Source organism: Flavimaribacter sediminis (assembly GCF_019492055.1).
Taxonomy (GTDB): domain Bacteria; phylum Pseudomonadota; class Alphaproteobacteria; order Rhizobiales; family Rhizobiaceae; genus Flavimaribacter; species Flavimaribacter sediminis.
In genome coordinates, this window is sequence record NZ_JAICBX010000001.1 from 1,238,389 (window position 1) to 1,251,764 (window position 13,376).

General features: G+C 55.7%; 13 protein-coding genes, 4 tRNA genes and 1 pseudogene. 8 read left to right on the forward strand and 10 right to left on the reverse strand.

Annotated elements, in window-relative coordinates; translation table 11 throughout:
• Positions 1-79 precede the first annotated feature (79 nt).
• Both K1W69_RS05870 and K1W69_RS05875 read right to left on the reverse strand, forming a co-directional pair.
• Positions 80-153: transfer RNA gene (locus tag K1W69_RS05870), tRNA-Cys, on the reverse strand.
• A 126-nt stretch (positions 154-279) separates the two neighbouring features.
• Positions 280-567, reverse strand: a complete 288-nt coding sequence (locus K1W69_RS05875) for a hypothetical protein (protein WP_220227371.1) — start codon at positions 565-567, stop codon at positions 280-282.
• A gap of 159 nt (positions 568-726) precedes the next feature.
• Here K1W69_RS05875 and K1W69_RS05880 point away from each other — a divergent pair.
• A tRNA-Asn gene (locus K1W69_RS05880) sits at positions 727-801 on the forward strand.
• A 31-nt stretch (positions 802-832) separates the two neighbouring features.
• Here K1W69_RS05880 and K1W69_RS05885 read toward each other — a convergent pair.
• Positions 833-1,645, reverse strand: a complete 813-nt coding sequence (locus K1W69_RS05885; RefSeq protein WP_220227372.1) for an adenylate/guanylate cyclase domain-containing protein — start codon at positions 1,643-1,645, stop codon at positions 833-835.
• Positions 1,646-1,715: 70 nt separating this feature from the next.
• On the opposite strand from K1W69_RS05885, the pseudogene K1W69_RS05890 reads away from it, so the two are divergent.
• Positions 1,716-1,964: pseudogene (locus tag K1W69_RS05890) on the forward strand (transposase); the annotation flags it as partial.
• 42 nt (positions 1,965-2,006) lie between these two features.
• Here K1W69_RS05890 and K1W69_RS05895 read toward each other — a convergent pair.
• Entirely contained in the window at positions 2,007-2,813 is an 807-nt protein-coding gene (locus K1W69_RS05895; RefSeq protein WP_220227373.1) for a glycosyltransferase family 25 protein, read from the reverse strand.
• A gap of 330 nt (positions 2,814-3,143) precedes the next feature.
• Here K1W69_RS05895 and K1W69_RS05900 point away from each other — a divergent pair, with 330 nt between their 5' ends.
• Positions 3,144-4,721 carry an FAD-dependent monooxygenase gene (locus K1W69_RS05900; RefSeq protein ID WP_370688216.1) on the forward strand — a complete coding sequence of 526 codons (1,578 nt, stop codon included), beginning with the start codon at positions 3,144-3,146 and terminating at the stop codon, positions 4,719-4,721.
• A 22-nt stretch (positions 4,722-4,743) separates the two neighbouring features.
• Here K1W69_RS05900 and K1W69_RS05905 read toward each other — a convergent pair whose 3' ends face one another.
• The 4 genes from K1W69_RS05905 to K1W69_RS05920 form a co-directional block, all read right to left on the reverse strand.
• Positions 4,744-5,592: a metal ABC transporter permease gene (locus K1W69_RS05905; RefSeq protein WP_220227375.1), complete on the reverse strand. Its 849-nt coding sequence runs from the start codon at positions 5,590-5,592 to the stop codon at positions 4,744-4,746.
• Complete coding sequence (locus K1W69_RS05910; RefSeq protein ID WP_370688190.1) at positions 5,589-6,491, reverse strand: metal ABC transporter permease; 903 nt, start codon at positions 6,489-6,491, stop codon at positions 5,589-5,591. Before K1W69_RS05910 ends, K1W69_RS05905 begins: the two co-directional genes overlap by 4 nt.
• Positions 6,488-7,387, reverse strand: a complete 900-nt coding sequence (locus tag K1W69_RS05915; protein WP_220227859.1) for a manganese/iron ABC transporter ATP-binding protein — start codon at positions 7,385-7,387, stop codon at positions 6,488-6,490. The genes K1W69_RS05910 and K1W69_RS05915 overlap by 4 nt, the downstream gene beginning before the upstream one ends.
• Positions 7,388-7,480: 93 nt before the next feature.
• A complete protein-coding gene (locus K1W69_RS05920; protein WP_220227376.1) occupies positions 7,481-8,377 on the reverse strand; it encodes a metal ABC transporter substrate-binding protein in 897 nt (298 codons plus the stop codon).
• Between the two features lie 142 nt (positions 8,378-8,519).
• Here K1W69_RS05920 and K1W69_RS05925 point away from each other — a divergent pair, with 142 nt between their 5' ends.
• Positions 8,520-8,933 (forward strand): Fur family transcriptional regulator, encoded by a 414-nt coding sequence (locus K1W69_RS05925; protein WP_220227377.1) that lies wholly within the window; start codon positions 8,520-8,522, stop codon positions 8,931-8,933.
• A gap of 188 nt (positions 8,934-9,121) precedes the next feature.
• Positions 9,122-10,282 carry a thioesterase domain-containing protein gene (locus tag K1W69_RS05930; RefSeq protein WP_220227378.1) on the forward strand — a complete coding sequence of 387 codons (1,161 nt, stop codon included), beginning with the start codon at positions 9,122-9,124 and terminating at the stop codon, positions 10,280-10,282.
• A gap of 25 nt (positions 10,283-10,307) precedes the next feature.
• Here the strand turns inward: K1W69_RS05930 and K1W69_RS05935 are convergent, their stop codons facing one another.
• The gene (locus K1W69_RS05935) at positions 10,308-11,297 is read right to left on the reverse strand and encodes a glycosyltransferase (protein WP_502793606.1); all 990 of its coding nucleotides are present in this window, start codon (positions 11,295-11,297) and stop codon (positions 10,308-10,310) included.
• Between the two features lie 323 nt (positions 11,298-11,620).
• On the opposite strand from K1W69_RS05935, the gene K1W69_RS05940 reads away from it, so the two are divergent.
• Complete coding sequence (locus K1W69_RS05940; RefSeq protein ID WP_220227380.1) at positions 11,621-12,112, forward strand: contact-dependent growth inhibition system immunity protein; 492 nt, start codon at positions 11,621-11,623, stop codon at positions 12,110-12,112.
• A gap of 13 nt (positions 12,113-12,125) precedes the next feature.
• Here the strand turns inward: K1W69_RS05940 and rlmB are convergent, their stop codons facing one another.
• Positions 12,126-12,953, reverse strand: coding sequence for a 23S rRNA (guanosine(2251)-2'-O)-methyltransferase RlmB (gene rlmB / locus K1W69_RS05945; protein WP_220227381.1), 828 nt, complete (start codon positions 12,951-12,953; stop codon positions 12,126-12,128).
• A 198-nt stretch (positions 12,954-13,151) separates the two neighbouring features.
• Here rlmB and K1W69_RS05950 point away from each other — a divergent pair.
• Together K1W69_RS05950 and K1W69_RS05955 are read left to right on the forward strand one after the other, a co-directional pair.
• A tRNA-Tyr gene (locus K1W69_RS05950) sits at positions 13,152-13,236 on the forward strand.
• 19 nt (positions 13,237-13,255) lie between these two features.
• A tRNA-Gly gene (locus K1W69_RS05955) sits at positions 13,256-13,329 on the forward strand.
• The last annotated feature ends 47 nt before the right edge of the window (positions 13,330-13,376 follow it).

Consider the following 13,376-nt stretch of genomic DNA (forward strand, 5'->3'; position numbering starts at 1 on the left):
TTAGCGCTTCGCAACATGACGCTCAATAGTTTAGGTTGATATTTTGCGTCAATGCATTGATATTGAATATAAAATGAACTGGAGGCCTCGCCCGGAATCGAACCGGGATAGAAGGATTTGCAGTCCTCTGCGTAACCATTCCGCCACGAGGCCTCGGTATGCCGATTGGCCGAACGCACTTAGAATGAAATCAGCACCAGTGCAAGGTCAATTCTCTAAAAATCCTGTTCGCTCGATCGCGGTTGACGATTTGGGTTGTCATGAGCTTTCGTCAAGCGCTTACCGTCCGGAATTGTCACCGTTTTTGACCTTGCGTCCGAACCTGACAGCCAGTCGACGGCGCCAGCGGCGAACCATCGGCAAATCGTGAGACAGTACAAGCAGGCCGAGCGGAATCATCCAGAAACCGAGTATAGGCAGAAAGCCCAGAATTCCGCCAACGACGAGCAGAGATCCAAGGCCCACCCGGAACAGGCGCGAGCGCGGAAGTCCGAGCTTTCTGTTGCCGAGCTTGACATGCGGGCGCGAGCGTTTGTCTGCGTGCGTGGAACCAGCCTGTTGCCTCATCCTTTTCCATTCTTCATTGTCATTTTTTCACTAAAGGCTCCGCAGCGCTTGTGACGATTGTCGAAACCATTGGGCATACATGGGGCATTTTTTGGAAAAAAGGCTTGGCAACCCAATAATTCTTTTCTATACGCGTCGGCACTGTCAGAGACGCCATGTTCCCCGGTAGCTCAGTGGTAGAGCAGTTGACTGTTAATCAATTGGTCGCTGGTTCGAATCCGGCCCGGGGAGCCACTTCCGCGAAATCCACAGATTTCCTGCTTTGTCATTCGAATTCGGAATTAGGCCAGATTCGGATTGGTTGGCGCCGACCACGGACTGGGCGTTCGCCAACGATTCTGAGATTGTCGACGAGTTCGTCCGGCCGGGCGTCGTTCTCCATCGCTGCCCGCACAAGTTCCTCACTGACGACAATTGATGCGTTGATTTCACGGGTTAGGCGCTCAAGCCCGCTCGCCACATTCACCGTATCGCCAAGCACCGTGTATTCCAGCCGCCTTTTCTCCCCGATGTTGCCGGCCAGTACTTCGCCGATGTAATTTTCCACAGTGCCGCCATGCGAAAATGTTATTCGGGCGAGCTTGCCGTGAAACTCACTTAAAAGCTCGATTAGCTCTTTCGGCGCCAGATTTTCCGACAGTCGGGTGAATCCGGCCAGATCAGCGAACAATACGGCTGCCGGTATCCTTGCCGGCTGATCCAGTGATCCTTCGTTCGACGTCAATTCCCGCACTATGTCGGGTGTGAAGTAGCGGGACAATGCGCCGCGCTGAGCCTCTGCCGAAACCATTCGGCTTACGAGCCGGCGTGACCGCAATACCGTCAGGATCATGATGGTCGTCACCGGCAGAAGGAATATCACCTGCCATTGCAGCGTCGTCAGGCTCACCACGTTGGGATCGGGATAATTGCTGATGACAGTGTCTGGTCCGAAACCGCACTGGATCGCCCGGATGGATGTTCGAGCGACCGATTCCGGCTGACTTGCTACCCAAAGATATGTTCCACTCCAGGCTGCGATGCTCGCGAAACCTGCAAAGGCGACGATTTGTGGCGAGCGGCTCAGTGACATCGTCACAAGAAATACGCCGAGCCACAGTAAGTTCCAGAGTCGGAGATTGAGCTGGAAGGACCATCCTTCCACGGAGCCCGGCTACATCGTCGTCATGGACAACCTGACGGCGCACAAGGCTGCCGGCGTTCGCGACGCTATCGAGGCGGCCGGGGCGAGGCTCATGTTTCTGCCGCCCTACAGTTGCGACTTCAACCCCATTGAGAACGCCTTCGCCAAACTCAAATCCATGCTGCGCGCCAAAGCCGAGCGCACCATCGAAGCGCTTTGGAACGCCGTCGGTGAGCTCATCACAGGCTTCGCGCCCGAGGAATGTGCAAACTAATTCGCAGCATGCGAATATGAACCGTCATAAAATAGATGTGCTCTAGTCCTTGTATTCGATGACCTTGGCCGAAACTCGAGGGTTCAGCATCCTGGATATCGAGCTTTTCCATTGTTTGCGGAAAGATGCCCTGGAATTCTTCCCGTTGTTGCGGGTCGCGGGTCTTTGTCCCTGATCGGCGCCAAGAGCGAGCCTTTCGTGACCAATTGTGCTGGCGAGCCTGTCATTCTTCGAACCGTCTCGTCGCATGTCCTGAATGCACAAAGCCGGCATCAGCTGATACGTTTTCAGAGATTCCGCCCTTGAAGGTTTGGGGCCGAACATGACGAAACTGACCTGCGCATATAGCTTGTCAGCCATCCGGAGCAGTTTCCTGGCTCCGTCCTTGGAAATGATGTAACCCGCAGAGCCCGGGTGAAAACTTCTGACGACGCCCAGTTGCCGATCCAGTGCTGCTCTCGTTTCCTTGGGTAAATACTCGACTTTGGTGTTGAACGTTTCGAGTTTTATCAATTCCGCGTCTGCGGGTATCCACTCCGAAGACGACAGAAATCTGGAAGCATCCTTGCTGAGGTGGATATCGTCCTCGAAAACGCATACAAAGTCGTCATCGCCGTCCGCAATCATCTGCCAGCATTTTTTATGACTGAGATTGCAGGCAATTTCTTCAGGGGGCTGCTTAAACCCGCTGGAGCAAGTGCGGTGGAACTCTGCTACTTCTTCCTTGCTAAACGCCTTGGCATCGATGGCGCTAACTCTTTCATAGGTCAGGTCTTGATTCCTGAACGCCTTGTCGATCCAGTCAAGTCTGTCGGGGCTTCTGTCGAGGTTGATTATCAGTATACGCAAGAAGCAACTTTCAGTAGAAAACTTAACGCCAATGGTATATTTACTTTTGATACCAGAATATTCGGTTTGACAAGTCAAAATTGCTAAAACAACGGTTTTTCAGTCTCTGTCGCCAGGCGTGCCCGGTTGGTATTTCTGGAAGTGATAGCTGGCACGAAGACTTACGGCGTCGGGGTTGCCCAGTTATGGATGTTTCGAGTGAAGTTGATCGCATCACGTTTCGAGAATACGCATGGATGCAGTGACGGCGCTCACTCGGGGCGATTTTAACACTGAAAGGTTTTTGAGTTGGCTCTGAACGCATACGCCAATGGAATTACTGAAGTCCTTGTGGTGGGTGGTCGAACCACCGGACTTATGCTTGCTGTTCGGCTGGCGCGCCAGGGAATCAAAGTGCGAGTCGTAGACGGATCACCGGGCATCGACGTCAATTCACGCGCGACGCTCTTGCATTCACGCTCCCTTGAGCTTCTGGACAATCTCGGAATTGCCGATGAGATCAGGGAGAATGGACAACCGTTGCGTGGCATGCGTCTGTTTATGGACGGCAAACAGGTCCTGCAGACCCGGTATCCGCCGGTTGATTCTAGTTACCCCTATGGAATTTCTTACTCGCAGGCGCAGATCGAGGGGCTGCTTGAATCGAAACTGCATGAGCTGGGCGTAACGGTGGAGCGCAGCACCGAGCTCGTTGGCCTCGAACAGGATGGCGACAGCGTTCAGGCATCGCTCAAGCGCGCGGACGGTGTCGAAGAATCCGTCCAGGCTGTTTTTCTGGTCGGATGCGACGGCGCCCACAGCGCCACGCGCCACCTGCTGGGCATCGAGTTTCCCGGCGTACAAGACAAATTTCCTTATTTTCTGGCTGATGTCATCTCCGAGAACGATGAGCCTTCCGACGCCTGGTTCTATTTTTTGCATCGAGAAGGTGCGGTTATGTTCGCCATACTCAACGGCGGCCGCCGCCAGATTGTAGGTCCGCTTGCGGGCGATCATTCCGCGGATGGAGAGCCTGATCTTGCCGAATTGCAGGAACTGGTCGATCGGCGCACCGGAGGAAACTATCGGCTGAGCGATCCGCGCTGGCTTACCTACTTCAGGATCAACTACCGCGTTGCAAAGCGATACCGCGATCGCCGCGCCTTTCTTGCAGGGGACGCTGCGCACGTACATTCACCTTTCGCTGGCCACGGTATGAACACCGGTATTCAGGACGCCTGCAATCTGGCCTGGAAATTGACACTCGCGATCCGTGGGGTGGCGTCGGAGGCGCTTCTGGAGAGCTACGAGGTGGAAAGACGTCCCGTTGCGCGGCAGGTGGTCGACAACACGCAGACATTCACGGAGCCGGGCGAGACTTATCCGGACATGACGGAGGTGGAGCGGGACGCTTTCCTGAAAGGCTTTTACAAGGAAGGCGAGGAATTGATCGCTTTCCGTCGCAATTTTGAAGAACTCGACATCGACTACGGAGCGAGTCCGCTCAGCATGGACGATGCTGCTGATCTCCCGCAAGAGGTTCGCCCCGGACTGGAAGCCCGAAATGTCTCGGGATTGCTGCATGTTGACGCCAATTGCGATCTGTTCGGTTTTCTGGATGGCCCCCATCACTGCCTCCTCGTTTTTGCCGGCGAGGACACGCTCGTTGACGCGGCCTGCGTTCAGGCTGCCGAAGCGTTGGACAGGTACGGTTCCTGGATGGACGTTTATCTCGTGCTTCCGCGGCGCCAGGACGTAATGCCGGAGAACATTTCGGTCCTTATTGATCCGGAAGCCGAACTCGCCGATCGATACGGCATGTCGACCGGTGGGCTCTACCTGTTCAGACCGGATGGCTATGTCGCCTATCGTTCGCGTCGGACGGACAGTCTTGGTAACTATGTCGAACGCGTCATGATACCCGGTTAACGCAGTATCCTGATCTGCTGCCTTACGCCTGCTGTCTGATTGCTTGCTGCGACGTCCTGCGCGTCACAACCTGACGCCGAATGAAAGCCGCGACGAAAAGGGATGACAGAATGAGAATTATGGTCGGGGCAGGGGCGCTGTCGATAAAGAAGCTGAGATAGACGCCGGTCAGCATGGCGCCCATACAGACGGCGATCGCCACCAGCAACATTGCGCTGAACTTGCGAACGAGCAGAAAGGCTATAGCTCCCGGCGCGATCAAAAGGCCGATGGCGAGGATCAGTCCTGCGGCCGACAGGGTAGCAACGATCGTCAGAGAAAGCGCCGCAAGCAGGCCGTAATGCAACCAGTTCACCCGCAAGCCGGAAGCCTGCGCCTGCGCCGGGTCGAAACTGTGCAGCAGCAGGTCCTTCCATTTCAGGGCAATAGCCGCCGAAACAGCAAGCGAGATGACGCCGGCCGTCCACAAATCCTTTGGCCCCACGCCAAGGATGTTGCCGAAAAGAACATGGTCGAGATGGATATTGGTGTCGATAGACACATAAAGCACGATCCCGACGCCGAACATGCCGGAAAAAACGACGCCCATGACGGTGTCCTGTTTGATCCGCGAATTGTGGGACAGATAACCGGTTGCGAGCGCGCAGGTCATGCCGGCCGCAAAGGCGCCGACGATCAGCGGGATACCGAGAATGTAGGCAAGGACGATGCCGGGGAGGACGGCGTGGCTGACGGCGTCGCCCATCAGCGCCCAGCCCTTGAGAACCAGATAGCAGGACAATAGGGCTGTCGGTATCGAAACAATCATTGATATGTAAAACGCCTTCTGCATGAAGGCAAAGCCGAAGGGCATAAGGAGCGTGTCGATCATTGGCCTTGCGCTCCGCCGGCGCCCGAGCCAAACGTTTCTGACGACGGTGTTCGCAGAGCTTCCGCGGCCTTGCGCCGCGCGGCAAGCAATCCGTGCTTCGGCGCGAATATGAATACAGCCAGGAAGATCAGGGTTTGCAGCGTGACGATAACGCCGCCGGTTGCTCCATCCAGGAAATAACTGGCATAGGCGCCGAGGAAGCTGGTGGCCGTTCCGATCGCCACGGAAGTGAGGATCAGTCGAGGGAAACGGTCGCATAACAGGTAGGCGGTGGCGCCCGGCGTCACCACCATGGCGATCACCAGAAAGGCGCCGACCGTCTGCATGGCGGCGACAACCGACGCAGACAGCAGGACGAAGAAAACCGCCTTCAGGATATCCGGTCGCAGGCCGATCGATCGCGCATGGTTTTCGTCGAAAAATGTCACCATCAGGTCTTTCCACTTGGCCAGCAACACGGTTAGTGAAATGAACCCGATCAGCGCCAGTTGCAGCGTGTCTTCAGGGGTAATGGCCAGAATATTTCCCATGACAATCGTCTGGATGCTGACCGACATCGGATTGACTGACACGATGAACAGGCCGAGCCCGAAGAACGAGGTGAAAATCAGGCCGATAATCACGTCGATCTTGAGCCCGGAGCGTTCAGACAGGAACAGCATCGCGCCGGCCGCCAGCCCGCCGGCGATGAATGCGCCAAGCGCAAAGGGCAGCCCGAGCACGTAGGCCCCGGCAACGCCAGGAACGACCGAGTGGGACAGCGCGTCTCCGATGAGGGACCATCCCTTCAGCATCAGATAGGCGGAGAGGAACGCGCAGACGCCGCCGACCAGCGCCGACACCCACATCGCATTGGCCATGTAGTTGTAGGCGAATGGCTCTGCGAGATAAGCGATCACTGCCGGCGCTTCCTGGTCCTGGGTTGTTCGCCATACTGAACGAACGGCCTCTCGTCATCAGTGAGGATCGTAACCTCGCGGCTGTCCTCGTCATCGTGCAGATCTTCTCCGCCCAGCGTGAAGTGACGCAGAACGCCGCCAAAGGCCTGTTCGAGGTTCTCGCGGGTGAAGGTGGTTTCCGTCGGGCCGTAGGCGAGCACAGTGCCTTTGACGAGCACCGTACGGTCGCAGAATTCCGGCACCGAGCCGAGATTGTGCGTCGAGACAAGCATCACCCGACCTTCGTCCCGCAACTCGCGCAGCAGGGCCACAATCTGTTCTTCGGTCTTCACGTCAACGCCTGTGAAAGGTTCGTCAAGAAGGATGACCTGGCCGTCCTGGGCCAGCGCGCGCGCCAGAAAAACGCGCTTGCGCTGACCGCCGGACAATTCGCCGATCTGGCGATGTCGATAGTCCAGCATGTTCACCCGGGTCAGCGCCTCTTTCACGGCTTCCCGATCCGTTTTGGTTGGACGGCGGAAGAACCCCATGTGTCCGTAGCGACCCATCATCACCACATCCTCGACCAGCACGGGAAAGGACCAGTCGACCTCCTCGGACTGCGGCACATACGCAACGAGATTGTCGCGCAACGCTTCCGGGACCGTGCGCCCCAACAGCCTGATGTCACCCTTGGCGGTTCTGACAAAACCCATAATTGCCTTGAAAAGCGTGGACTTTCCAGCGCCGTTCACACCCACAAGCGCCGTCACTGTGCCGCGCGGAATTTCGAAACTCGCATCGAAGAGTGCGGTGTGACCATTGCGATAGGTCACCGTTACATCGTTCGCGTAGATGCCGCCTCCAGGGGCGTCGGCGGTAATGTGATTTTCGATCGAGCTGGATCTGTCGAGCATTGTGGGGTTAGCGTTTCTCAATCATCGGTTTCCTTGGACGGGCTTTACCTCCGCCACCTTGGTGCGGCGGCGCAGGCTATTGCCAAGCGTCAGTCAGTTCGTGCCTGTCAGCCCCCTTGCAACTGTTTCCGACGTCACGCGCAAAAGATCGAGATAGGTGGGCACAGGCCCGTCGGATTCGCTCAGGGAGTCGACATAGAGGACTCCGCCATAGTTGGCGCCTGTCTCGCGGGCAACCTGTTTGGCCGGCGCCGTATTGACCGTGCTCTCGCAGAAAACGACCGGGATATTGTTCTCTCTCACGCCGTCAATGACTGCGCGTACCTGCCGGGGCGTCCCGACCTGATCGGCGTTCATCGGCCAGAGATAGAGTTCGTTCAATCCGAAGTCCCTCGCCAGATAGCTGAACGCGCCCTCACAGGTCGTCAGCCAGCGCGCGGACTCCGGGATTTTTGAAATCTGTTCGCGGAGCGGTTCGATCGTGGCGCGCAGCTTGTCCTTGTAGGCATCTGCGTTTTTTTCATAAGTCGCAGCATTTACCGGATCTTGCTCGGAGAAGGCTTTCGCTATGTTGTTTATGTATATCAGTGCGTTGTCTAGGCCCATCCATGCGTGCGGATTGGGTTTGCCTTCATAGGATCCCGACTTGATCGGAATGGGCGTAATGCCGTCCGTCAGCGTGGCTGAGGGAACTTCGCCGAGGTTGGAAAGAAATTGTTCGAACCAGAGTTCCAGATTCATTCCGTTCCATAGAATTAGATCCGCGCCGCTGGCGCGCACAATATCCTGCGGCGTGGGTTCGTAGCCATGGATCTCGGCGCCCGGTTTGGTGATCGACACGACGTCAGCCGCGTCGCCTGCGACATTGGCGGCCATATCGGCAATGACTGTAAAGGTCGTCGCAACTTTCATTTTGTCTGCGGCCGCCGCGGTTGAGGCAATTGCGCAGGCAAGTGCGGTTGAGGCGAGAACCTTGAGCAATCGTTTCATTGGTCGGTTTCCGTAAATAAAAACTGTAATTCCTATATTAATAATGCGAAGCATTTGCAAGAGTCAATGTTATTGATAGTCATTCTCATCTAGCTTGATCAGATGAGAACGCCGTGCTAGTGAGGGGCAGGGAGTATTGGTTGTGAATGAAGTCAAAGAGCTGGAATCCGAACTGCGCGCCGAGGGCGTAAGAATTACGAGACAGCGCGTCGCAATCCTGTCTGCTCTTTCGGATTCGGAAGATCACCCGACAGCCGAGGAGCTTCTGGAGCGGTCCCGCGATTTCGATTCATCGGTGTCTCTGGCGACGGTCTACCGCACCTTGTCGGTGCTGGAGGGGCGCGGCGCCATCCAGAGAAATGAATTCGAGGGCGGCGGCGCACGGTTCGAATTATCGAACAGACCTCATCATGATCACCTGATCGATATCGATACGGGAAAGGTCGTCGAATTCCGCTCTGACAAGATCGAAAGACTGCAGGAAGAAATCGCGCGAGAGCTTGGATACGAACTCGTCCATCACCGGATGGAACTGTACGGCAAGCGCAAATCCTGAGAATCCAGAATACCCGGACGGTCTAGCCGGCCAAGGCTGCGATACGGCGCTTGTTTGAAGATATTCCTATATAGTCCCGGTTTTGTAATCCGATGTTGCTGCAGGTTCGGAAATTGAGGTATGTCCGCAGGAGATCGATGGATTGGCGAAACATGAATTCACAGAGTGAGCGATTTTCACGGGATGATATGCAGTTAGCTGATGGCCCTGTGGCGCCGTCCGGCGAGGTGGAAGAGAAAATTCTTTCCATCTGGGAGAATGTGTTCTCGATAGACGGGCTCGGCGTGGAAGATGATTTTTTCGATCTGAACGGCACATCTCTGCAGGCCCAGGAAATCGCCGACGCCGTAAACGTGGAATTTGGAGCGGGATTCAAATCCGGGCAATTGGTGGAGCACTCGACGATCAGCCGCATCGCGGCGCTGATTTCGACCGTCGACAAGCCTGACATTCCCGCACATCTCGTGGCATTACGTGCGAATGGCGACCGCACGCCATTGTTTTTCGTGCATGGCGCCGCCGGTTTCCTCTTTCCTTCGATTGAGTTCATGAATGGATTCGATCCGGATCAGCCGGTCTACGCCTTCCAGGTTCCTGGTTATGACGGGGCGATGGAACCCCTGTCGTCGGTCGAGGAACTCGCTGACGAGTACCTGCGCTGCATGCTCATGGTTCGGCCCGAGGGCCCTTATCATATCGCCGGATTCTGCAATGGCAGCTGGATTGTTCTGGAAATGGCCCGTCGGCTGAATGCGCTCGGCAAGGAGGTCGGTCGCGTCGTCATTCTCGATCCCGGCGTGCTGCCGGGAGAAATGCGCAAGGCTTTCGATCTGGCGGACGCACGGCGCAACAGCGGGTTGCTCGCCATGGCGCGTTTGCAGGCCGCCAAGCTCGAACTCTATTACAAGTCCGTTCTGGCGAAATATCGCTTCTATCGAATTTCAGGCAAATGGCTCGATCCTCGCGATCCGGCGAACCACGACCATCCGGACGTTCGCGCTCGCCACAAGGATTCCATCAATCGCAAGAAGAACAAGTCGAAGAAGCCCGCCTTCAAGTCAGAAGAAGAACTGGAGGTCCGCCGCACGCCGGAGGCGAAAGACGCGTCATCAAAACTGATGCTCGCGTTCTACCGCTACGTTTCCCAAGACCCCATTCCCAATCGCGTGGACATCATAGCAAGTGAATTTCTGAACGAGCGTCTGGCAAACCCCGTGCATCCGATCAATGTTCTGATGCCGAACAGCAACGTCATCGTCTTCGGCAAGCATCATGACGACGCCGTATCGACAGAGACTGCGGCAAATTCCGAAATCATCCAACGGCTGCTTCACGAAACGGACAGTTGACTGTGCCTGATCCGGTCGCCTGCCTTCAGTAGCCGGTCGTCTTTTCGTAGTGAAACGTGTGATAGCCGAACAGGCCGAATATGCGTCCCAGCGCCTGACCAAGCGCCCGGATGGACGACAGCAGGGTTTTTCCAAGCGTGAAGGGCGCCAAAATCAGCAAGAGCAGTCCTGCGACAAACTTGTAGAGACTGCCGATCGGTATGATCAGCCATTTGAGATAGGGTCGCTTCTTGTATTTCCTGCGAAAAGAAACAAGCGACTGATCGCGCGATCTGCGGAACTGGTAGCCAACGGTCAGTCGGACAGCCGGCACTTCCTCGTCGACGAAAGCCTGGGTGCACCAGCCGGTCTTCGCGCCGGCCCGCTTTGCGGCGTAGAAGAAACCGGAATCCTCTCCGCCGGTCAGATTGTAGATCATATCGAAACGAAGATCGTTTTTGCGGCAGAAGTCGAGATCCGTCATCCAATTGTTCGTGGCGAGCATGATAGAGCCATCGCGGTCTCTGGTCTCCAGATATCGCGAGACTCGCTGAATACGAGAAGACCGCGCCAGCAGATTGCGAAGAATGACGGTTTCGATAATGCCGTCTGGCGGATCCTTGGCGAACGGAATAACCGGACCGCCGACAAGGTCCAGGTTTCGCCTCTTCATGCTTCGATAAAGATTGCTGATCCAGCTTGGACGCACGATTTCATCGTCGTCGACGAAAGCCAGCTTGTCGAAGCCGGCGTCGATTGCATAGTTCAAAGCGCAGTTGCGCGCCGAGGCGACACCGATGACCGGCTCGTTCAGATATTCAATATCGATGCCGGGAGCATATCGCCTGAACTCATCGGCGACCGAGCGCAGAATTCCCTCGTCGCCATTTTCCACGAGTACGATGCTGAAAGTGAAATCCGGTCCCGTATCCAACGTCGCAAGCGAGCGTAAAAGGGCGCTGACCATCTTAATCCGGTCGCGCGATAAAACGCCGATACAAATTCGCTCTATCTTTTGTTGGTTTGGTGAGGACATTTGAATTGTTCTGCCATCCGGATGAATAGGCCCTATAGAAAGGAAAATGTGTGGGCAAGCGCACAGAAAGGAAAATATCGAATATTAGACTTTCTTATCGATTGAATACTCGTGAGTGTTGAATTTTGTAGTCAAGTTCTTGGCTTTGGCTCAACACAAAAGCTGACGCCTTGGTCAATTTCCACAGGGCTGGTTCGGATCACGAAAAAGAGATGTCATGAGTTGTTTTTTGCGGCTTGCATCTGAAACGTCACGTAATATGATGAAGTTGTTTTTGAGGCGCTTGAAATAAATACTAATATTATGACGGGTGGAACAATATTATGTCCTTTTCACTTCAGCAAATCGAGAATGAAGTCCCCAAATTCGCGTCTGACAATGTAAGCCTTTCCGTAGTTTGCCAAAGGCTTTTGAAGAAACCGATCGATGCACTTTCGGTCGAAGAGTTGCGGATACTGATAGGTCAAAATATTGGACTTGAACACCTTCTGCCACTTGCTTTTGCGTTGCTGGAGCGCAACCCGATGGTTTCCGGAGATTTGTTTGACGGCGATCTCTTGTACGCCGTGGTGCATTGCAGTCGTGCGTCCGCGCCACACAACAAAAAGCGGATCGCTTCGCTTTGCAGTCGAGCGATACTTTCTTGCAAGGCAAGCAAGCGCGCCGAACTCATGATGGCGTCTGCGCTTTGCAATAGATCACGTCGTGCGACGGATCCGGAAGTGGAATATCGGACGTCCATTCGCGACGAATTGGCCAAGATGCCTTGGGACAGTTTTCTGCGATATAGTTCAGGCGTTGCGTCAGACGCCTAGGGCGGCTGAGCAATCAACGATCCAGATGCAGGCGGGCGGCGTATAGTGAAACCGCCGCTGCGTTTGACACGTTCAATGATTTGATGCGGCCGGGGACATCCAGCCTGGCGAGAACGTTGACGGTTTCGCGGCTTTTCTGACGAAGACCCTTGCCTTCGGCGCCGAGGACGAGGGCTATGCGATTTCCCGAAAAGCTGTTGGCGAGGTCGGCGGTGCCTTCGGAATCAAGTCCGATTGCAAGAAACCCCGCCTTCTGCAAATTTGTGATTGCTTCCGCCAGATTGACGACCTGCACATAGGGCATCATTTCAAGGGCTCCGGATGCCGCCTTGGCAAGGGCGCCGCTTTCTCCCGGACTGTTGCGCGTCGTGGTGATCACCGCGCCGGCCCCAAAGGCGACGGCCGAGCGCAGTATCGCGCCGACATTGTGCGGGTCGGTGATCTGGTCGAGCACCAGCAGCAGCGGACTGTCCTTCAGATCTGAAAGCGTCGGCTGGGGCAGGGGGGCTGCTTCAATCATCGCGCCCTGGTGCACTGCGTCTTCCGGCAATTCGGCGTCAATTGCAGAAGGCTCGACGATCGTTACTTCGAAAGGAAGGCTTTCGGCGCTTGCGATGTCCAGCCGCTTAAGCGCGTTCCTGGTCGCCAGCATCCGATGAATTGTGCGGTTCTGGTTGTCGATGGCAGCGCGCACGCTGTGCAAGCCGTACACCAGTACTGTGTCGGGCGCCGCATTGGTCTTGTCGGACTCGAAGGCGCGTCTGGCGTCGCGGTGGCTGCGCCGCAGTTTGGCGTAGTGCGTATCCTTGGCGCTCCCGCGCGATTTCGGATCGTTCTTCATGCGCGGTGGTTATCCCTGCGGCGCGCATTTGACAAGCCTGTGTTTGCGTCCGCAATAATTTGGAGCATTGCGGGTTGATTTGGAGAAATGGCGTGTTGACAGATGTCGATGCGCCGGTCATAACGCCGCGCAGATTCCGCGGCCGCATTGTTGGCCAAAAAATGTCGGAGATCGAAACACTTGGCCCCGCCGAACAATGGAGGGGTGCCTGAGCGGTTAAAAGGGGCGGACTGTAAATCCGTTGGCTATGCCTACGCTGGTTCGAATCCAGCCCCCTCCACCATCGATGCAGGGCCAGGTGCGCGGGTATAGCTCAATGGTAGAGCAGCAGCCTTCCAAGCTGAATATGCGGGTTCGATTCCCGCTACCCGCTCCAGACCTTTCCTGAATGAAATAGTGTTTATTTGCTTCCGGTATTCTGGC

What these genes read in the sequence shown, in the direction of transcription:
- rlmB (WP_220227381.1), bottom strand. Translation starts at nt 12,953, where the DNA reads ATGAAGAACGATCCGAAATCGCGCGGGAGCGCCAAGGATACGCACTAC.
- K1W69_RS05915 (WP_220227859.1), bottom strand. Translation starts at nt 7,387, where the DNA reads ATGCTCGACAGATCCAGCTCGATCGAAAATCACATTACCGCCGACGCC.
- K1W69_RS05935 (WP_502793606.1), bottom strand. Translation starts at nt 11,297, where the DNA reads ATGTCCTCACCAAACCAACAAAAGATAGAGCGAATTTGTATCGGCGTT.
- K1W69_RS05940 (WP_220227380.1), top strand. Translation starts at nt 11,621, where the DNA reads ATGTCCTTTTCACTTCAGCAAATCGAGAATGAAGTCCCCAAATTCGCG.
- K1W69_RS05920 (WP_220227376.1), bottom strand. Translation starts at nt 8,377, where the DNA reads ATGAAACGATTGCTCAAGGTTCTCGCCTCAACCGCACTTGCCTGCGCA.
- K1W69_RS05905 (WP_220227375.1), bottom strand. Translation starts at nt 5,592, where the DNA reads ATGATCGACACGCTCCTTATGCCCTTCGGCTTTGCCTTCATGCAGAAG.
- K1W69_RS05875 (WP_220227371.1), bottom strand. Translation starts at nt 567, where the DNA reads ATGAGGCAACAGGCTGGTTCCACGCACGCAGACAAACGCTCGCGCCCG.
- K1W69_RS05930 (WP_220227378.1), top strand. Translation starts at nt 9,122, where the DNA reads ATGCAGTTAGCTGATGGCCCTGTGGCGCCGTCCGGCGAGGTGGAAGAG.